This is a genomic window from Kocuria rhizophila, from assembly GCF_003667225.1.
In the GTDB taxonomy this organism is placed as follows: domain Bacteria; phylum Actinomycetota; class Actinomycetes; order Actinomycetales; family Micrococcaceae; genus Kocuria; species Kocuria rhizophila.
In genome coordinates, this window is sequence record NZ_RCOM01000012.1 from 15,499 (window position 1) to 35,534 (window position 20,036).

The window sequence follows — 20,036 nt, forward strand, 5'->3', positions numbered from 1 at the left end:
GAGGACACAGACATGACCACTCCCACTCAGAAGCTCTCGGACGCCGGCGTCTCCATCTGGCTGGACGACCTCTCCCGCCAGCGGCTCACGAGCGGCAACCTGCAAGAGCTGATCGACACCAAGAACGTGGTGGGCGTGACCACCAACCCCACGATCTTCGCGGCGGCCCTCGCCGACGGCGAGTCCTACCGCGAGCAGGTGGCCGAGCTCGCCGCGGCCGGCACCTCGGTGGACGACGCCGTGTTCCGCATCACCACCGACGACGTCCGTGACGCGTGCGACCTCTTCGCCCCGATCGCCGAGGCCACGCAGGGCCAGGACGGGCGCGTGTCCATCGAGGTGGACCCGCGGCTCGCCCAGGACGCCGACGCGACCTCGACCATGGCCCAGAAGCTCTCGCAGACGATCGACCGGCCGAACGCGCTCATCAAGATCCCGGCCACGGAGAAGGGCCTGCCCTCGATCGCGGCCACGATCGCCGAGGGCATCTCGGTCAACGTGACCCTGATCTTCTCGCTCGAGCGCTACCGCAACGTCATCAACGCCTACATGGAGGGGCTGGAGAAGGCTCTCGAGAACGGCAAGGACCTCTCCACCATCCACTCCGTGGCGTCCTTCTTCGTGTCCCGCGTGGACACGGAGATCGACAAGCGCCTGGACGCCGTCGGCTCGAGTGAAGCTGCGGCACTGAAGGGGAAGGCGGGGCTCGCCAACGCCCGCCTCGCCTACCAGGTCTACGAGCAGTCCCTGGACACGGAGCGCTGGAAGCGTCTCGCGGCCGCGGGCGCCAACCCGCAGCGCCCGCTGTGGGCCTCCACGGGAGTCAAGGACCCTGAGCTGCCCGACACCCTCTACGTGACCGAGCTGGTGGCGCCGAACACCGTGAACACCATGCCGGAGAAGACCCTGGACGCCACGTTCGACCACGCGGAGGTCACCGCGGACACCGTGACCGCCACGTACGAGGAGTCGTCCCGGATCCTCGACGAGATCGGCGCGCTGGGCGTCTCCTACCAGGAGGTCGTGGAGCAGCTGGAGACCGAGGGTCTCCAGAAGTTCGACGCGTCCTGGGACGAGCTGCTCGCCACCGTGCGCACCGCGCTCGACGACGCCCGCTGAGTCCCCGCCCGGCAGCGGCCGGGCCTGCCCGTGCGCCGCGTCCCGTCGGGTTCCCCGGCAGGGCGCGGCGGACGGTCCCACGATCCACCACACCGCCAGCTCGACCAGTCCGAGGAGGCTCCCCGTGAGCTCATTGTCATTGCAGGCCGCAGGATCCGCGCGCGACGCCGTGGACACCCACGTGCCCCGTCTCGTCGCCGACAACTTCGCCTCCAAGCTCTTCGCGCAGGATCCCACGCTCTGGGGTGCCGCGGCAGAGGAGGAGGCTGCGGTCCGGCTGGGATGGACGGACGCCGCAACCGTCTCCCGTCCCCTGATCCCGGAGATCATGGAGCTGCGCGACGACTTCGCCCGCGAGGGCGTCACCCGCTTCGTGCTCGCCGGCATGGGCGGCTCCTCGCTGGCCCCCGAGGTCATCACGCGCAGCGCCGGTGTGGAGCTGTTCGTGCTGGACTCCACCGATCCCGAGATGGTCTCCACGGCCCTCCAGGACCTCGAGCACACCGCCCTGGTGGTCTCCTCGAAGTCAGGTTCCACCGTGGAGACGGACTCCGCCCGCCGCGTGTTCCTCGAGGCGTTCGAACGGGCCGGCATCGACGGCCCGTCGCGCGTCGTGGTGGTCACCGACCCGGGCTCCCCCATGGACTCGGCCTCGCGCGAGGCCGGCTACCGCAAGACCTTCAACGCCGATCCGAACGTGGGCGGCCGCTTCTCCGCGCTCACCGCCTTTGGGCTGGTTCCCTCGGGGCTCGCCGGGGTGGACGTCGCCGCGCTGCTCGACGACGCCGAGGAGGCCGCGGAGATGCTGCGCGAGGACGACGAGAACAACATCGGCCTGCAGCTGGGCGCGGCGCTCGGCGGAACCGATCCGCTGCGCGACAAGATCGTCCTGGTGAACCAGGGCGCACCGTTCGTGGGATTCGCGGACTGGGCCGAGCAGCTGATCGCGGAGTCCACCGGCAAGTCGGGCACCGGTGTCCTGCCCGTGGTGGTGGACGAGGCCGCACCCGAACTGACCTCCGGTGCGCAGGACGTGCTGGTGGTGTCCCTCGTGGACGAGGAGTCCGTGGAGACCGGCTCCGGTGACGGCGTGCGCGTGGCCGGTTCTCTCAGCGGGCTCATGCTGACCTTCGAGGTGGCCACCGCCGTGGCCGGGCGCCTGCTCGGCATCGCCCCCTACAACCAGCCGGACGTGGAGTCCGCCAAGGCCGCCACGCGCGAGCTGCTGGCCTCCTCCCCCGAGCCCTCCCCGGCCGTGGCCACGGACGGGGACGTGGAGATCCGGGGCGACGAGTCCCTGCTCCACGGCGCCACAACCGTGCAGGACGCGCTCACGGCTCTGCTCGAGCAGCTCCCCGAGGACGGCTACGTGAGCGTGCAGGCCTACTTCGACCGCCTGCAGTGGACGCAGCTCGAGGCTATCCGTGACCAGCTGGCGCGGCACACCGGCCGTCCCGTGACGTTCGGCTGGGGTCCGCGCTTCCTGCACTCCACCGGGCAGTACCACAAGGGTGGGCCCGCCCAGGGCGTGTACCTGCAGATCACGGCGGCCACCGACACGGACGTGGACATCCCCGGGATCCCCTTCACGTTCGGAGAGCTCATCAGCGCCCAGGCGGACGGGGACGCGGCCGTGCTGGGCGAGCACGACCGCCCTGTCCTGCGGCTGCGTCTCACCGACCGCGCGGCGGGAGTGGCCCAGCTGCTCGAGGCGGCGTCGGCTCTCTGACACCCGCCACCCACCAGCGACCGGACAGGAAGTCCCGTGCCTGACACCAAGAATCCCAACCCCCTGCGGGACCCGCGCGACCGGCGGCTCACGCGCGTGGCGGCGCCGTCGGCCCTCGTGCTGTTCGGCGTGACCGGCGATCTCGCCAAGAAGAAGCTGCTGCCCGCGATGTACGACCTCGCGAACCGCAGCCTGCTGCCCCCGGCGTTCTCGCTCGTGGGCTTCGGGCGGCGGGACTGGGACGACGCACAGTTCGCGGAGTACGTCAAGGAGAACGTCACGCAGCACGCGCGCACGCCCTACAACGAGGACCTGTGGAACCAGTTCGCCTCGGGCCTGCGGTTCGTGCAGGGTGAGTTCGACGACGACGACGCCTACGACCGTCTCGCGCAGACCCTCGAGGAGCTGGACCGGGACCGGGGCACCCGCGGCAACCACGCGTTCTACCTCTCGATCCCCCCCAAGGCCTTCGAGACGGTGTGCCAGCAGCTCGCGGACCGCGACCTCGCGGACAGCGAGAACAGCACGGGCTGGCGCCGTGTGGTCATCGAGAAGCCGTTCGGTCACGACCTCGAGTCCGCGCGCGAGCTCAACGCGATCGTGGAACGCGTGTTCCGCGCGGACAGCGTCTTCCGCATCGACCACTACCTGGGCAAGGAGACGGTGCAGAACATCCTGGCGCTGCGCTTCGCCAACCAGATGTTCGAGCCGCTGTGGGACGCCCGTTCCGTGGACCACGTGCAGATCACCATGGCCGAGGAGATCGGGATCGGTTCCCGTGCGGGGTACTACGACGGCGTGGGCGCGGCCCGAGACGTGATCCAGAACCACCTGCTCCAGCTGCTCGCCCTGACCGCCATGGAGGAGCCCGCCTCGTTCAGCGCCAGCCACCTGAGGCGGGAGAAGGCCAAGGTGCTGGAGTCGGTGGTGCTGCCCGAGGACCTCGGCGAGCACTCGGCCCTGGGCCAGTACACCTCGGGGCTGCAGGGCGGGGAGTTCGTCAAGGGCTTCCACGAGGAGTCGGACATCCCGGCGGACTCGCGGACGGAGACGTTCGCTGCCCTGCGCGTGGACATCAACAATCGCCGCTGGGCCGGGGTGCCCTTCTACCTGCGGGCCGGCAAACGGCTGGGCCGCCGGGTCACGGAGATCGCCGTGGCGTTCAAGAAGTCCCCCAACCTGCTGTTCCGGGACACGGACCACGAGGAGTTCGGCCAGAACGCCATCGTGATCAGGATCCAGCCGGACGAGGGCGTGACCATCCGCTTCGGCTCCAAGGTCCCCGGCACGCAGTCGGAGATCCGGGACGTGACCATGGACTTCGGCTACGGACACGCGTTCACGGAGTCGAGCCCCGAGGCCTACGAACGGCTGATCTTCGACGTCCTGCTCGGGGAGCCGCCGCTGTTCCCCGACCACTCGGAGGTGGAGCAGTCCTGGAAGATCCTGGACCCCTTCGAGCAGTACTGGAGCGGGCACCGGGTGACCCCTGAGCCCTACGAACCGGGCTCCTGGGGCCCCGCATCGGCGCACGAGCTCATGGCTCGTGACGGACGCGTCTGGAGGCGACCGTGATAGTTGACATGGAGAACACCACCGCCGCGAGCATCGAGAAGAAGCTCAACGAGCTGCGGGACGAGAACGGCGTGGTGACCCTCGGGCGCGTGCTCACCCTCGTGATCCTGGCGCAGGCGGGGCACTCGGAGATGGCCATCGAGGCGGCCAACTACGCGAGCCACGAGCACCCCTGCCGGATCATCGTGCACGTGGCGCACTCCTCCTCGGACGAGACCCGGTTGGACGCCCAGCTGCGCATGGGCGGTGACGCCGGTGCCTCGGAGGTCATCCTCATGCACGGCTACGGCGAGCTCGCGGAGCCCACGGAGACCCTGGTCTCCGCCCTGCTGCTGCCCGACGCCCCGATCGTCGCGTGGTGGCCGCACGACTTCCCGGCGAACCCGAGCGGCAGCTCGATCGGGCGGATCGCCCACCGCCGCATCACGGACTCGTCCCGGGCCGATGAGCCGTTCGAGTCGCTCGAGCAGCTGTCCCGGCAGTACACCCCCGGGGACACGGATCTCGCGTGGACGCGCATCACCAACTGGCGCGTCCAGCTCGCCGCCGTGCTCGACCAGGTGGGCCCCGTGGACGTGCGGGAGATCATCCTCGAGGGCGCCGCGGTGGCCCCGTCCATGGTGCTGCTCGGTGTGTGGCTCTCGTGCCGGCTGGACGCGCCCGCCACGATCGTGAGCGACGACGCCCGCCGTGCCCTCGACCGGGTGTGCCTGGTCACCGAGCACGGGCCCGTGGAGCTCGACCGACCGGGTCGCACCGTGGCCGTCCTGACCCAGCCGGGTCAGCCGCAGCAGCAGATCGCCATGCCCGTCCGGGACCTGAACGCGTGCCTGGCCGAGGAGCTGCGCCGCCTGGACGCGGACGAGATCTACGGGGAGGTCATCACCCAGGGCCTGTCCAGGGCACGGATCACCACGCGCTCGTCGGACGAGCCCGGCGCGGAGGATCCGCTCGACGAGGCCATGGCGGAGGCGGACGACACCGGCGAATCTGCCACGGTTCCGGACGAGACCGAGGGCGCGCCGGCGTCGTCGCGGGAGGGGGCCACCACCGCCGGGGGCCCCGGGGACGAGACACCGGGCACCGGCGCATCCCCTGAGGAGAAGCCGTGAGCGCGCACGACCGGCCAGTCCCCCGGCTCGTGCCCCACGCGGACGACGACCGTCTGGCCGAGGACACCGCCCGTCGGATCCTGGAGGTGCTGGAACGGGCCCAGGACGAACGGGGTGAGGCAACGATCGCCCTGACGGGCGGAGGCATGGGCACCCGGGTGATCCGGGAGGTTGCCACGCACCCGGACGCCCAGCTCGTCGACTGGTCGCGCGTGAACGTGTGGTGGTCGGACGAGCGTTTCCTGCCGGGCGCCGATCCCGAGCGCAACGGCGTGCAGGCCGCCGACGCGTGGAACGAGTCCCTCGCGCTGACGTGGGACCGTGTCCACCCGGTGGCCGGTGCGGACGAGATCGACACGGTGGACGCCGCGGCCGCAGACTACCGGGACGAGCTGGCGGCGGCAGCCGCCGCGGAGGACTCGCTCACCGGGTTGCCGCACGTCGACATCGCGCTGCTGAGCCTGGGTCCGGACACCCACGTGGCATCCCTGTTCCCCGGGCGGCAGGACGTGCTGCGCCACGACGAACCGGTGTTCGCCGTGAGGGACTCCCCCAAGCCCCCGCCCGAGCGGGTGACCATGTCGTTGGCCACCATCAACTCGGCGGACCGTGTGTGGCTCCTCGTCTCCGGTGCCGCCAAGGCGGACGCGCTCGCGCACATCCGCCGTGAGACCTCGCCGGTGGCCGCGCCCGGGAGCGCCGTGCGGGGCATGCACGAGACCCTGTGGCTGGTGACGGAGGACGCGCTGCCAGGTGTCCCGCAGGATCCTGCGGAGGACATCGGCTGACGGTGCAGGCGGCTCCGACGACGGGCGGCGGCCGCCAGGCCGGTGCACCGCCGCAGCTCGTCACCCGCAGTCCGTGTCCCCCCACGTCCTCACTCCCCGGCCGTGCGGAACACAGCGCGGTGCAGTCCGTGCTGCGCCAGTCCTGACACCCGGGCCGTGTGGGGCAGAACCCCCGAGCACGACGAAGGCCCGGACCTCAGGTCCGGACCTTCGTCACGAGTGCGTCCATCTCGACCGCGTTGCCGGGTCGTTCCACCCCGGGGCGCCGTGCCGGGCGTGGCCGGTTGCCGGCCCGCGTGCGGTGCGCCGGGGTCAGGCGGCCGGAGGGCCGAAGCGCAGCACGAGCGCGTAGCACACGATCGACAGGGCCCACACGATGGCGAGCACCGTGGTGATGCGCACCACGTTCTTCTGGGCGGCGCCCGAGGTGTTCAGGGACTGCGTCATGCCGCCACCGAACATGTCGGAGAGCCCGCCTCCCTTGCCCTTGTTGAGCAGGACGAACATGATGCACAGGATGCTGGTCACCACGATGACGACCTGCAGGGCGATCTGGAGGATCTCCACGAATTGCCTCACTTCACGATGGCTGGGACTGCTGCGCGGGTGCCCCCGCGGCCGCGTGAGCGGCCTCCGGCCCGGGGCACAGACGCGGATTCTCGGGACAGTTTACAGGCGGACACTGGGAAACCCCTCGCGCAAGCGCGAGGGGTCCCGAATCGGACCTGGGAAGAGCTTCCTCCCTGGTCCGCCCGCGCGCCGGTCAGCCGGTGACCAGGTGCTGCTCGAAGCGCGCGATCTTGGCGAACTCCTCCGCGTCGAGGCTCGCGCCGCCCACCAGGGCACCGTCCACGTCCGCGCCGGAGAGGATGGACGCCACGTTGGAGGACTTGACCGACCCCCCGTACAGGATGCGCGTGGCGTCGGAAAAGCCCTTGCTGTGCAGCGAGCTCAGCTCGTCACGGATGGCGTGGCACATCTCCTGCGCGTCCTCCGGCCCGGCCACCTCCCCGGTACCGATGGCCCACACGGGCTCGTACGCCACCACGAGACCCTCGAGCTCACCCTCCGAGAGCTCGGCAAGGCTCCCGCGCAGCTGCTCGAGGGTATAGGACACGTGGTTACCGGCCTGGCGCTCCTCGAGGCCCTCCCCCACGCACAGCACCGGGGTCAGCCCGTGGCGGATGGCCGCGCGGACCTTGTCCCGGCACGTCTCGTCCGACTCCTCGTGGATGGCCCGGCGCTCCGAGTGGCCCACGAGGGCGTAGGTGCACCCGAGCTTGGCCAGGAACTGCCCGGACACGTCACCCGTGTAGGCGCCGGAGTCCTGGTCCGAGAGGTCCTGGGCACCGTAGCGGACCTGCAGCCCGTCCCCCTCCACCACGGACTGCACCGAGCGCAGGTCCGTGAAGGGCGGGAACACCGCCACCTCCACGCGCGAGAAGTCGTGCTTGGCGTCCTTGAGCGTCCAGGCGAGCTTCTGCAGCAGGGCGATGCCCTGCGTGTGGTCCATGTTCATCTTCCAGTTGCCCGCGATCAGGGGCGTGCGGTCGAAAGCACCGTTGGTCTGCGTGGTCATGCTGGTTCTCCTTCGCTGTGGGACGGACCGCCGAGGGGTGCTCAGGCTCCGAGCGCGACGACGCCCGGCAGCTCCTTGCCCTCGATAAACTCCAGGGAGGCGCCGCCCCCGGTGGAGATGTGACCGAACTGCTCGTCTCGGTACCCCAGGTTGCGCACGGCGGAGGCGGAGTCGCCGCCGCCGATCACGCTCATGGCGTCCGAGGTGGCCAGCGCCTCGGCCACGGCCTTGGTGCCTCCGGCGAACGCCGCCATCTCGAACACGCCCACGGGACCGTTCCAGAACACGGTCCTGGCCTGCCCGATCCGCTCTGCGAAGAGCTTGGCGGACTCGGGCCCGATGTCCAGACCCAGTCCGGAGTCGCCGATCGAGCCACCCTCGATGTCCGCCACGGGGCGCACCTCGTGCTCGGCGTCCTCGGCGAAGCGGGAGGCGTAGACGACGTCGACCGGCAGCACGATCTCGGTGCCCGCGCTCTCGGCCCGGTCCAGGTAGCCCTTGACCGTCTCGATCTGGTCCTTCTCCAGCAGGGAGGACCCCACGGCGTGGCCCTGGGCGGCGAGGAACGTGAACACCATGCCGCCGCCGATCAGCAGGGAGTCCGCCTTGCCGATCAGGTTGTCGATCACCGCGAGCTTGTCGGAGACCTTGGAACCGCCCATTACCACCACGAACGGGCGCTCGGGATCGGAGATCACCTTGCTCAGCACGTCCACCTCGGTCTTGACGAGGTCACCCAGGTAGCCCGGGAGCTTCTGCGCGATGTCGTACACGGAGGCGTGCTTGCGGTGAACCGCCCCGAAGGCGTCGTCCACGTAGGCGCCGTTTTCACCGGTCAGGGCCGCGAGCTCGGCCGCGAACTCGCCCCGTTCGGCGTCGTCCTTGGAGGTCTCGCGGGGATCGTAGCGGACGTTCTCCAACACGAGGATCTGACCGTCCTGCAGCGCTTCCGCCTTGGCCCGGGCGTCCTCGCCCACCACGTCGGCGGCCACCAGAACCGGCGCCTCGGAGAGCTCAGCGAGACGGTCCGCGGCCGGCTTGATCGAGTACTTGGGGTCCACGGTGCCCTTGGGGCGGCCGAGGTGGGCCATGACGATGACCCGCGCCCCGGCGTCGGCGAGCTTCTCCAGCACCGGCAGCGAGGCCCGCACGCGACCGTCGTCCGTCACGGTGGAGCCGTCCAGCGGGACGTTGAGGTCCGAACGCACCAGGACGCGGCGACCCGCGACCCCCTCCGCAATGAGATCGTCCAAAGACTTGGCCATGTCTGTCATCCCTTTCCCTGTGGTGAACGCTTGCTGACGACAATGGCGCCGGCACCCTCGGGGCACCGGCGCCACTGAGCGGTCTGTCTCAGAGCTTATCGGCCACGTAGGACACGAAGTCCACGAGGCGGATGGTGTAGCCCCACTCGTTGTCGTACCACGCGATGACCTTGACCTGGTTGTCGATCACCTTGGTCAGCGGCGCGTCGAACACGGTGGAGACGTCGTAGCCCTCGATGTCCTTGGACACCAGCGCTTCCTCGGAGTACTCGATGATGCCCTGGAAGGGGCCCTCCGCGGCCTTCTTGACGGCGGCGTTCACGGACTCGACCGTGACGTCCTCGCGGACGTCCACGGTGAGGTCCACGAGCGAGCCCGTGGGGACCGGGACGCGCACGGCGAAGCCGTCCAGCTTGCCCTTGAGCTCCGGGAGCACGAGGCCCACGGCCGCGGCGGCACCGGTGGTGGTGGGAATCATGCTCAGGGCCGCGGCGCGGGCGCGGCGCAGGTCCTTGTGCGGGGCGTCGTGCAGGCGCTGGTCGCCGGTGTACGCGTGAATGGTGGTCATCAGGCCGCGCTCGATGCCGAACTCGTCGTTGATGACCTTGGCCAGCGGGGCCAGGCAGTTGGTGGTGCAGGACGCCGCGGACACCAGGTTCATGGTGGCGGGATCGTAGCTCTCGTGGTTCACGCCGTACACGAAGGTGCCGTCCACCTCCTTGCCCGGGGCGGAGAGGACGACCTTCTTGGCGCCGGCGTCCAGGTGGGCCTGCATCTTGGGGCCGGTGGTGAACTTGCCCGTGGACTCGACCACGATGTCCACCCCGAGCTCGCCCCACGGCAGCTTGGAGGGATCGGCCTCGGCGAAGAACTTCACCTGGTGGCCGTCCACCGACATCACGTCACCGTCCAGGGTGACCTTGGAGCCCAGCCGACCCATGACGGAGTCGAACTCGAACAGGTGCTTCAAGGTCTCCGGGGCGGTGAGGTCGTTCACGGCCACCAGCTCGATGTCGTGGCCGTGGTGGGTGTACAGGGCCCGCGCGAAGCAACGGCCGATGCGTCCGAATCCGTTGATGGCAACCTTGACTGTCACTGCGTTCTCCTCTGCGTGTGGGTGTGCGGCGGACGGTGATCGCCTGGATGTGGGATCAAAACCATTCGGTATGATTCCCACACCCGGAGTGCTCGGCGACCAACGGGCCCACCTGCTCTTCCGTGTCCATTCTAGCGCGTCCGGCGTCGCGAGGACAGTGCTGCGGGGACCGACGCGCCACTTGTTCGCAAACCCCACATGAACCAACATTCACTGCGGGGTCACGGGCGGCTGGTACTATCCGCGCCGCCGCTCCCCGCCCGCCTGGGCCGCGAACTCCGTGGTGGTGGCCACGCCGAGCTCCTCCGCGCGGCGGTCGGCCATGGCCAGCAGCCGGCGGATCCGGCCCGCGATCGCGTCCTTGGTCAGCGGCGGGTCTGAAAGCCGGCCCAGCTCGTCCAGGCTCGCCTGCTTGTTGGCCACGCGCAGCCGCCCGGCCGCGCGCAGGTGCTCGGGGGCGTCCTCGCCCAGGATGTCGAGGGCGCGCTCCACCTTGGCTCCCGCCGTGACGGCGGCCTGCGCGGAACGCCGCAGGTTGGCGTCGTCGAAGTTCGCGAGCCGGTTGGCCGTGGCCCGCACCTCCTTTCGCATGCGCCGGTCCTCCCACTGGAGCAGGGCGCGGTGGGCGCCCAGGCGCGTGAGCAGCGCGGCGATCGTGTCGCCGTCGCGCACGACGACGCGGTCCACGCCGCGCACCTGCCGCGCCTTGGCGAGGACGTCCAGACGGCGCGCGGAGCCCACGAGCGCGAGGGCCGCCTCCGGTCCCGGGCACGTGAACTCCATGGCGGCCGCGCGACCGGGCTCCGTGAGGGAGCCGTGCGCCAGGAACGCGCCGCGGATCACGGCCGCGGACTCCTCCACGCTGCCGTTGACCACCGTGGGGGGCAGCCCGCGCACGGGCCGGCCGTGGGCGTCCAGCAGTCCCGTGCGCCGGGCGAGGGCCTCGCCGTCGCGGGCGACCCGCACCACCCAGGTGCGGTCCCGGCGCAGACCGCCGCCGCTGATCACCCCGAGCTCGCAGTCGTGGCCGAAGACCTCCCCCACCGTGCGTGCTGCGCGGCGTGCCACGGACTCCGTGTCCAGCTCCGCCTCCACCACGATTCGCCCGCCCACGATGTGCAGCCCGCCCGCGAAGCGCAGCAGGGCCGACAGCTCCGCCGCGCGCACCGCGGACTTGCGCACCTGCAGGTGGGCGAGTTCTTCCTTGACCGAGGCGGTCAATGCCATAGACGTCGATCTCCTTGTCGTGCTCGGGCGGGGCCGGGGCTGCCCCGGTCAGTGCTCCGCGTTCATGATCTGCTGGTAGGCCGCGGCCAGTTTGAAGGGGTTGTGCACCGAGCCGCCGTCCTTGTCCCGGAGGGAGTCCCAGTGCACCACCGCGCCGAGCTGCGCCGCGGCGGCCTCCACGTCCTTGGGGGACTCGGCCGCGGACGGGTCCGCGAGCACCACGTCCAGGCGCAGCTCCGGGGCGTAGCGTTTGAGGACCCGCAGCTGGTCCCCCGAGCCCATGCTGAGGGTCTCCGAGTCGCGGGAGAGGTTGAGCGTGACCAGCCGTTTGGCGGGAGAAGCACAGATGGCATCCCGCAGCTGAGGCAGCAGCAGGTGCGGAAGCACGGACGTGTGCCACGAGCCGGGGCCGAGCACCACCCAGGCCGCCTCCTCGATCGCGGTGACGGCCTCCGGGCACGCCTCGGCGTCCGCCGGGCAGAGACGCACGTTGCACACGTCCGCCTCCTTGGCGAGGCGCGCCTGCCCCGTGACCGTGCGCGTGACGGCCTCGGGCGGGCAGGCGACCGTGGGGCTGCTGCCCGGGGAGACGTCCCCCTCGATCACGAGCGGAGTGCAGCTCATGGGCAGCACCTGACCGCGTGCCCCGAGCAGGGCCCCCGCCCAGCGCAGTCCCTCCACGGGGTCTCCCAGCAGCTCCCACAGGGTCACGATAAGCAGGTTGCCCAGGGCGTGGTTGTCCAGTCCCTCGTCCGGGTGCCCCTCGATGCTGAAGCGGTGCTGCATCACGTCGCTCCAGGTGCGGCCCCACTGGGAGTCGTCGCACAGGGCCGCCAGCGCCATCCGCAGATCGCCCGGCGGCAGCACGCCGAGGTCGTTGCGCAGCCGACCGGACGACCCGCCGTCGTCCGCGACCGTGACCACGGCGGTCAGGGCGGGGGCCAGCAGCCGCAGCGCGGAGAGGCTCGCGGAGAGCCCGTGGCCGCCGCCGAGGGCCACCACCGAGTCCGCGTCGGTCAGAGCGTCCCGGGCGGAGGGGTCCAGGGAGTGGTAGGGGTCCACGTCACGCCGGCTGCTCAGGGGCAACCGGGGCAGGGCACCCGTGGTGGGAAGTGAACTCATCGATTCCGTCATGTCTGGGGGCAGGCTACTCGCGGCCCATGTCCCGGTGCTGGATGTTGACGGTCACCCGGGGCGACTTGCTGAGCCGCCGGGCGACCTCCTCGGTGATGGCCACGGAGCGGTGCTTGCCGCCCGTGCACCCGATGGCGATGGTGGCGTAGTGCTTGCTCTCGTTGCGGTAGCCGGCGAAGACCGGTTCGAGCATGGACACGAAGCGGTCCACGAACGTCCGCGCGCCGTCGTTGCCGAAGACGTAGTCCCGCACCTCGGGGTCCTTGCCCGTGCGTGGGCGCAGGGCGGGCACCCAGTGCGGGTTGGGGATGAAGCGGACGTCCGCCACGTAGTTGGCGTCCGCCGGCACTCCGTACTTGAAGCCGAAGCTCATCACGGTGAGGCGCAGCACCACGGGCCCGCTCGTGGAGAACATGTCCGCCACGGCCTTGGTCAGGGCGTGGACGTTGAAGGACGTGGTGTCCAGCACGGAGTCCGCGGTCTCGCGCAGATCACGCAGCAGCTCCCGCTCCGCCTTGATGCCGTCCAGGATCCGCCCGCCGGCCTGCAGCGGGTGCGGGCGGCGCTGGAGCTCGTAGCGGGACACCAGGACCTCGTCCGAGGCCTCCAGGAACAGCACCGAGAAGTCCACGCCCGAGGTCTCCAGGGCGGCCAGCGTCTCGCGCATGTCGTTGAACAGGGCCTTGCCTCGCACGTCGATCACCACGGCGAGCTTGGGCAGCGTCTGCGGGGTGCGGGAGGCCAGGTCCGCGAGGGTCCCCAGCATCTGCGGCGGCAGGTTGTCCACCACGTACCACCCGAGGTCTTCCAGGGCATGGGCCGCGGTGGAGCGGCCGGCACCGGACATCCCCGTGACGATCAGCAGCTCGGCCGTGGGGGGCTTCACCGGCTCCAGCGCGGGGGCCGAGGCATCCGGGGGTGGGGTGCTCATGGGGTGACGGACCGCCTGATCTGCCGACTGCAAGGTTCCCCTCCAGGGTAGACCAGATCAGTCGAGCAGTTCGCCCGTCTCCGTGTCGACCGCGGGCCCGGACGACGCCGCCGCCTGCCCTCCCAGGGCCTGCGCCACCTTGACGGCCAGTGCCGGTCCCACGCCCTTGACCGCGAGCATGTCCTCCGGTGCGGCGGCCCGCAGCTTCTTGACGGAGCCGAAGTGCTTGAGCAGCGCCCTCTGCTTGGCGGGGCCCAGTCCGGGGATCTCGTCCAGCGCGGAGACGGTCATGGCCTTGGAGCGCTTCTGCCGGTGGAAAGTGATGGCGAAGCGGTGGGCCTCGTCCCGGATGCGCTGCATGAGGAACAGGCCCTCGGAGGCGCGGGGCAGGATCACGGGGAACTCGTCGTCCGGGATCCAGACCTCCTCGAGGCGCTTCGCCAGGCCCACCACGTGGACGTCCGTGACGCCGAGGTCGTCCAGCGCACGCTGCGCCGCGGCCACCTGGGGAGGGCCGCCGTCCACCACCACCAGGTTGGGCGGGTACGCGAACGCGCGGGACGTGGGCTCCTCCTCCTGGGCGGCCACCTCCCCCGTGCTCACGCCCTTCTCCGCCGCACGCTTCTGCTGCTCCACGTGGCGCGAGAAGCGCCGGTGGATCACGTCGTACATGGAGGCTGTGTCGTCCCGGGCGGCGTCCCCGGTGATCGAGAACTTGCGGTACTCGGACTTGCGCGGCAGCCCGTCCTCGAACACCACCATGGACGCCACCACGTTGGTGCCCTGCACGTGGGAGATGTCGTAGCACTCGATGCGCATGAGGGCGTCCGGGAGGTCCAGGGCCTCCTGCAGCTGCTGCAGGGACGCCGAGCGCGTGGTCAGGTCCCCGGCCCGGCGGGACTTGTGCAGGGTCAGCGCCTGCCGGGCGTTCTCCGCGACCGTCTCGAGCAGCTGCGCCTTGTCCCCGCGCTGCGGGCGCTGCACCGTGACCTGGGAGCCGCGCAGCTCGCTGAGCCACCCGGCGATCTCGTCCGCCTCGTCCGGCTCCACGCTCACGTGGACAGCGCGCGGGACGGTGTCCTGGCGGTACGCGAGCTCCGAGGTGCGCCGGTGCTGACCCACCACGTCCTCGCTGCCCTGCCGCGCGCTCCGTCTGCGGCCCGACGCCGCCGGGGCCAGTTCCGAGTGCACCTCGCCGTAGACCTGCCGCAGCAGGTGGGTCATCAGCTGGGGGGTGGTGACGTCCTCCACCTTCTCCGTGATCCAGCCGCGCTGGCCCCGGATGCGTCCCCCGCGGACGTGGAACACCTGCACGGCGGCCTCCAGCTCATCCTCCGCGATCGCGAAGAAGTCCGCGTCCGTGGAGTCGGGCAGCACCACCGTGTTGCGCTCGAACACCCGCTCGAGCGCCCCGATGTCGTCGCGGCGCGCCGCGGCGGTCTCGAAGTCCATGGCCTCGGCGGCCTCGTTCATCTGACGGGTGAGCTCCCGGATGTACGGCTTGGCGTGCCCGGCCATGAAGCGGCAGAGGTCGTCCGCGAGGGCCCGGTGGTCCTCCTGGGAGATCTCGCCCACGCACGGCGCGGAGCACTTGTCGATGTAGCCCAGCAGGCACGGCCGGCCGCTGCGCTCGGCACGCTGGTACACGCCCTTGGTGCACGTGCGCACGGGAAACACCCGCAGCAGGGCGTCGAGGGAGTCCCGGATGGCCCACGCCTGGGAGTACGGGCCGAAGTAGCGGTTGCCGGGCTTCTTCTCACCGCGCGTCACCATGGCGCGCGGCACGTCCTCGGACATGGTGACCGCAAGGTACGGATAGGACTTGTCGTCCCGGTAGGCGATGTTGAACCGCGGGGCGAACTCCTTGATCCACGTGTACTCGAGCTGCAGGGACTCGAACTCGGAGCCCACCACGGTCCACTGCACCGCGGCGGCCGTGGTGACCATGGCACGGGTCTTGGGAGCGAGCTGGTGCAGCGGCGCGAAGTACGAGGACAGCCTGTTGCGCAGGTTCTTGGCCTTGCCCACGTAGATCACGCGGCCGTGCTCGTCGCGGAAGCGGTACACCCCCGGGTTGGTGGGGATGTCCTGGCGCGCCGGCCGGTAGCTGGCCGGGTCAGCCACGCCCCAGATCCCTCCCCGCGGACGGCGAGACGTTGTACACGTCCTTGCGGGGCTGGCCGGAGAGCTCCGCGATCGTGTCCATGACCTGCGCCACGAGCTCCTTGCGCATCCTGCCCGTCTGCTGCTCCCCCGCGTGGGCCACCGTGATGGGTTCGCCCACGTGCATCTCGAACTTGGCGGGGCGGATCATCGTGGCGCCCGGCGGCTGCAGCCGCTGGGTCCCGATCATTCCCACTGGGACCACGGGGGCGCCCGTGAGGTAGGCCAGGTACGCCACCCCGGAGTGGCCACGGTACAGGTAGCCGTCCCGCGAGCGGGTGCCCTCGGGGTAGATGCCGAAGACCTTGCCCTCCCGCAGGTGCTCCACCGCGGGCTGCAGGGCCGCCACGGACTCGCTCTGCTGGCCGCGGGCCACGGGGATGATGTCTATGAACTCGAAGGCCTCGCGCATCAACTTCCCCTTGATCCCGGGGCTGTTGACGTACTCCGCCTTGGCGATGAACTTCACGCGCCGCGGCATGAACGCCGAGATGATGACCGAGTCCAGAAAGGTGAGGTGGTTGGACGCGATGATCACGGGGCCGGTCTCGGGCAGCCGGTCCAGGCCGGTGACCACGGGGCGGCACACGACACGCAGGGCCCGCGCCACCGTGGCCTTGGTCAGGTCGTACTTGGTGATCATTGCCCGTGCTCCCTAGAGGTCCGTGTACCGACTGAGCAAGTGTGCCAAATCACCAGGCTCACGGGCGAGCGCGGCACACCCCGTGTCCAGCTCGCCGGGCTGTGCGAAACCCCACCCCGCGCCCAGGCAGTCGATGCCGTGGCTGCGCGCGCCGTCGGCGTCGTAGCTGCGGTCACCGATCATGACCGTGCGCGCCGGATCCGGCGGCAGGGCACCCAGCCGACGCAGGGCCTCACCCACGATGGCGGGCTTGTCGTGCATCTGCCCGGCACCGCTCGTGGGCGGGGCGAGGTCGTCCGAGGCGCCGCTCACGGTCTCGAAGTACTCCCCCAGCCCGAACCTGGACACGACCTCCACCGCGATGTGCTCCGGCTTCTGGGTCGCCACGGCCTGGCGCACCCCGCTCGCGTGCAGCGACTGCAGGATCTCCCCGATCCCCGGATAGATGCGTGTCCGTTCGAGCCCCTCCGTGAGGTAGCCGGAACGGTAGACGGAGACCACCTGGGGGATCTGCTCCTCGGGGACGTCCGTGAAGCGCCGCAGCGACTCTCCGATGGGCGGGCCCACGAACCGCTCCAGGTTCTCGGGCGCCTCGAAGCCGCACGCCCACAGCGCCTCGGCGATGCCCTCCGTGATGGCGCCGGCCGGGTCCAGGACCGTTCCGTCCAGGTCCCACAGCACCACGGGACGCTGACCGCTCACGACGACGCCCCGTGGGCCCCGCCCTGCCCCGTGGCGGCCGCCACGGGTTCCGGGGAGCCGGCCCGGTGGGCGCTCTCACGGGCCGCCGAGTTCTCCAGCACCTCGCGCAGGAACTGCCCGGTGAAGCTGTCCTCGTTCTCGGCCACCTCCTCCGGGGTGCCCTGCGCCACCACGGTGCCGCCCCCGGAACCGCCGTTCGGTCCGAGGTCCACGATCCAGTCCGCGGATTTCACCACGTCCAGGTTGTGCTCGATGGTCATCACGCTGTTGCCCTTGTCCACGAGGCTCTGCAGCACCTTCAGCAGCTTGCGGATGTCCTCGAAGTGCAGCCCCGTGGTGGGCTCGTCCAGCACGTAGATGGTGCGGCCGTTGGAGCGCTTCTGCAGCTCGGCGGCGAGCTTCACTCGCTGCGCCTCACCGCCGGAGAGCGTGGTGGCGGGCTGGCCGAGGCGCACGTAGCCCAGACCCACCTCCACGAGGGTGTTGAGGTAGCGCGCGATCGCGGTGAAGGGCGCGAAGAACTCCGCGGCCTCCTCGATGGGCATGTCGAGCACCTCGGCGATGTTCTTGCCCTTGTAGTGCACCTCCAGGGTCTCCCGGTTGTACCGGGCGCCCTTGCACACCTCGCAGGGCACGTAGACGTCCGGGAGGAAGTTCATCTCGATCTTCAGGGTGCCGTCCCCGGAGCACGCCTCGCAGCGCCCGCCCTTGACGTTGAAGGAGAAGCGGCCCTGCTGGTAGCCGCGCACCTTGGCCTCCTGGGTCTCCGCGAACAGCTTGCGGATCCGGTCGAACACCCCGGTGTAGGTGGCGGGGTTGGAGCGCGGGGTGCGCCCGATCGGGCTCTGGTCCACGTGCACCACCTTGTCCAGGTGCTCCAGGCCGTCGATGCGCCGGTGCCGCCCGGGCACCTGCTTGGCGCCGTTGAGCTGGTTGGCCAGGCTGGTGTAGAGGATGTCGTTGACCAGCGTGGACTTGCCGGACCCGGAGACTCCGGTGACCGCCACGAAGACGCCCAGGGGGAAGTCCACCGTGAGGTTCTGGAGGTTGTTCTCCTTGGCCCCCACCACGGTGAGCTGCCGCTTGCGGTCCACCGGACGACGCCGGGCGGGCACCTCGATCAGTGACCGGCCGGTGAGGTAGTCCGCGGTGATCGACTTCCGGTTCTCGAGAAGCTGCTCGTAGGTCCCGGAGTGCACCACGTCGCCGCCGTGGATGCCCGCACCCGGGCCCACGTCCACGATCCAGTCGGCCTCGCGCATGGTGTCCTCGTCGTGCTCGACCACGATGAGCGTGTTCCCCATGTCCCGCAGCCGCAGGAGGGTGTCGATGAGGCGGCGGTTGTCACGCTGGTGCAGACCGATCGAGGGCTCGTCCAGGACGTAGAGCACCCCGACGAGTCCCGCACCGATCTGCGTGGCCAGGCGGATGCGCTGCGCCTCGCCGCCGGACAGCGTGGCCGCCGCGCGCTCGAGGTTGAGGTAGTCGAGCCCCACGTCGATCAGGAACGTCAGGCGCGCGACGATCTCCTTGAGCACCTGGTCGCCGATCTGCGCGTCACGGTCGCTGAGCTCGAGCTCCTCGAAGAACGTGAGCGACTCCCGCATGGGCAGCCGGGTGGCCTCCGCAATGCTCTTCCCGCCCACGGTCACGCCCAGAATGGTGGGGTTCAGCCGGGCACTGCCGCACGCGGGGCACGCCACCTGGCGCATGTACTGCTCGTAGCGGTCCTTGGCGTGGTCGGACTCGGTCTCCTCGTGCTTGCGCTTGATGTAGCCGTACACGCCCTCGAAGCCCTGCGAGTACTTGCGCTCGCGGCCCCACCGGTTGCGGTAGGCCACGGTGACCTTGTGGTCCTTGCCCTCGAGCACGGCCTTGCGCGCCTTGGCGGGAAGATCCTTCCACGGTGTGACCATGTCGAAGCCCACCTCCTTGCCGAGGCCCGCGAGCAGCCGGTTCCAGTACTCGCTCGTGGCCTTGCCGAGGGACCACGGGGCGATGGCGCCCTCCACGATGGAGAGATCCGGGTTGGGCACCACGAGGTCCTCGTCCACCTCGAGCCGCGAGCCGATGCCGTCGCACTCGGGGCACGCGCCGAAGGGCGCGTTGAAGGAGAACGAGCGGGGCTCGATCTCGTCCGTCTGCAGCTCGTGCTCGTTGGGGCACGCGAGGTTCTCGGAGAACGTGCGCCGCACGTCCTGCCACGGGGACTCCTCCCCCTCGCGGGTCACGAGCTCCACGACCACGCGGCCGTCCGCGAGGTTCAGCGCGGTCTCCACGGAGTCCGTGAGCCGCTGGCGGGCATCCGGCTTGGCGGTGAGGCGGTCCACCACCACGTCGATGGTGTGCTTGTACTGCTTCTTGAGCTTGGGGGCGTCCTCGAGCTGCACGGTCTCGCCGTCCACCACGGCGCGCGCGTAGCCCTGCTGGCTCAGCTGCTGGAAGAGGTCCTGGAACTCGCCCTTGCGGCCCTTGACCACGGGCGCCAGCACCATGAAGCGGGTGCGCTCCGGCAGCTCGAGCAGCTGGTCCACGATCTGCTGGGAGGTCTGCCGGGTGATGGGCTCGCCGCACACCGGGCAGTGGGCCCGGCCGATGCGGGCCCAGAGCAGGCGCATGTAGTCGTAGATCTCGGTGATGGTGCCCACCGTGGAGCGCGGGTTGCGAGACGTGGACTTCTGGTCGATCGACACCGCCGGGGACAGCCCCTCGATGAAGTCGACGTCCGGCTTGTCCACCCGGCCCAGGAACATGCGGGCGTAGGAGGACAGGGACTCCACGTAGCGCCGCTGGCCCTCCGCGAAGATGGTGTCGAACGCGAGGGAGGACTTCCCGGATCCGGACAGACCCGTGAACACCACCATGGAGTCCCGCGGAATGGTGAGGTCCACGTTCTTGAGGTTGTGCTCGCGGGCACCCTGGACCACGATCTCCGTGAGGTCGGAGACCCCTGAGGCGCGGGTGGCGGGGGCG

At 70.4% G+C, this 20,036-nt stretch carries 16 protein-coding genes; 5 read left to right on the forward strand and 11 right to left on the reverse strand.

Features of this window, described 5'->3' with window-relative positions; all coding sequences use genetic code 11:
- The first annotated feature begins 12 nt into the window (after positions 1 to 12).
- The 5 genes from tal (at position 13) to pgl (ending at position 6,323) form a co-directional block, all read left to right on the forward strand.
- Entirely contained in the window at positions 13 to 1,119 is a 1,107-nt protein-coding gene (gene tal / locus D9R02_RS03500) for a transaldolase (RefSeq protein WP_019309170.1), read from the forward strand.
- A 124-nt stretch (positions 1,120 to 1,243) separates the two neighbouring features.
- Positions 1,244 to 2,848 (forward strand): glucose-6-phosphate isomerase, encoded by a 1,605-nt coding sequence (locus D9R02_RS03505; RefSeq protein WP_102613270.1) that lies wholly within the window; start codon positions 1,244 to 1,246, stop codon positions 2,846 to 2,848.
- 36 nt (positions 2,849 to 2,884) lie between these two features.
- Entirely contained in the window at positions 2,885 to 4,423 is a 1,539-nt protein-coding gene (gene zwf / locus D9R02_RS03510; RefSeq protein ID WP_102613269.1) for a glucose-6-phosphate dehydrogenase, read from the forward strand.
- Positions 4,420 to 5,535: a glucose-6-phosphate dehydrogenase assembly protein OpcA gene (locus D9R02_RS03515; protein WP_438819411.1), complete on the forward strand. Its 1,116-nt coding sequence runs from the start codon at positions 4,420 to 4,422 to the stop codon at positions 5,533 to 5,535. Before zwf ends, D9R02_RS03515 begins: the two co-directional genes overlap by 4 nt.
- Positions 5,532 to 6,323, forward strand: a complete 792-nt coding sequence (gene pgl / locus D9R02_RS03520; protein WP_053069376.1) for a 6-phosphogluconolactonase — start codon at positions 5,532 to 5,534, stop codon at positions 6,321 to 6,323. Before D9R02_RS03515 ends, pgl begins: the two co-directional genes overlap by 4 nt.
- 312 nt (positions 6,324 to 6,635) lie before the next feature.
- Here pgl and secG read toward each other — a convergent pair whose 3' ends face one another.
- The 11 genes from secG to uvrA form a co-directional block, all read right to left on the reverse strand.
- Positions 6,636 to 6,890, reverse strand: coding sequence for a preprotein translocase subunit SecG (gene secG / locus D9R02_RS03525; protein WP_039101201.1), 255 nt, complete (start codon positions 6,888 to 6,890; stop codon positions 6,636 to 6,638).
- 196 nt (positions 6,891 to 7,086) lie between these two features.
- A complete protein-coding gene (gene tpiA / locus D9R02_RS03530; RefSeq protein ID WP_047978252.1) occupies positions 7,087 to 7,902 on the reverse strand; it encodes a triose-phosphate isomerase in 816 nt (271 codons plus the stop codon).
- A gap of 41 nt (positions 7,903 to 7,943) precedes the next feature.
- The gene (locus D9R02_RS03535; RefSeq protein ID WP_082141990.1) at positions 7,944 to 9,167 is read right to left on the reverse strand and encodes a phosphoglycerate kinase; all 1,224 of its coding nucleotides are present in this window, start codon (positions 9,165 to 9,167) and stop codon (positions 7,944 to 7,946) included.
- A gap of 88 nt (positions 9,168 to 9,255) precedes the next feature.
- Complete coding sequence (gene gap, locus D9R02_RS03540) at positions 9,256 to 10,263, reverse strand: type I glyceraldehyde-3-phosphate dehydrogenase (RefSeq protein WP_019309162.1); 1,008 nt, start codon at positions 10,261 to 10,263, stop codon at positions 9,256 to 9,258.
- 237 nt (positions 10,264 to 10,500) lie between these two features.
- Positions 10,501 to 11,490, reverse strand: coding sequence for a DNA-binding protein WhiA (gene whiA, locus D9R02_RS03545; RefSeq protein ID WP_047978254.1), 990 nt, complete (start codon positions 11,488 to 11,490; stop codon positions 10,501 to 10,503).
- A gap of 48 nt (positions 11,491 to 11,538) precedes the next feature.
- Positions 11,539 to 12,612, reverse strand: a complete 1,074-nt coding sequence (locus tag D9R02_RS03550) for a gluconeogenesis factor YvcK family protein (RefSeq protein ID WP_019309160.1) — start codon at positions 12,610 to 12,612, stop codon at positions 11,539 to 11,541.
- Between the two features lie 25 nt (positions 12,613 to 12,637).
- Positions 12,638 to 13,555 (reverse strand): RNase adapter RapZ, encoded by a 918-nt coding sequence (rapZ, locus tag D9R02_RS03555; RefSeq protein ID WP_019309159.1) that lies wholly within the window; start codon positions 13,553 to 13,555, stop codon positions 12,638 to 12,640.
- A gap of 57 nt (positions 13,556 to 13,612) precedes the next feature.
- Positions 13,613 to 15,679, reverse strand: a complete 2,067-nt coding sequence (gene uvrC / locus D9R02_RS03560; protein WP_059281210.1) for an excinuclease ABC subunit UvrC — start codon at positions 15,677 to 15,679, stop codon at positions 13,613 to 13,615.
- Entirely contained in the window at positions 15,672 to 16,361 is a 690-nt protein-coding gene (locus D9R02_RS03565) for a lysophospholipid acyltransferase family protein (RefSeq protein ID WP_059281209.1), read from the reverse strand. The genes uvrC and D9R02_RS03565 overlap by 8 nt, the downstream gene beginning before the upstream one ends.
- A 12-nt stretch (positions 16,362 to 16,373) precedes the next feature.
- Positions 16,374 to 17,063: an HAD hydrolase-like protein gene (locus D9R02_RS03570; RefSeq protein ID WP_223110159.1), complete on the reverse strand. Its 690-nt coding sequence runs from the start codon at positions 17,061 to 17,063 to the stop codon at positions 16,374 to 16,376.
- Entirely contained in the window at positions 17,060 to 19,990 is a 2,931-nt protein-coding gene (uvrA, locus tag D9R02_RS03575) for an excinuclease ABC subunit UvrA (RefSeq protein ID WP_438819412.1), read from the reverse strand. The genes D9R02_RS03570 and uvrA overlap by 4 nt, the downstream gene beginning before the upstream one ends.
- Positions 19,991 to 20,036 lie beyond the last annotated feature (46 nt).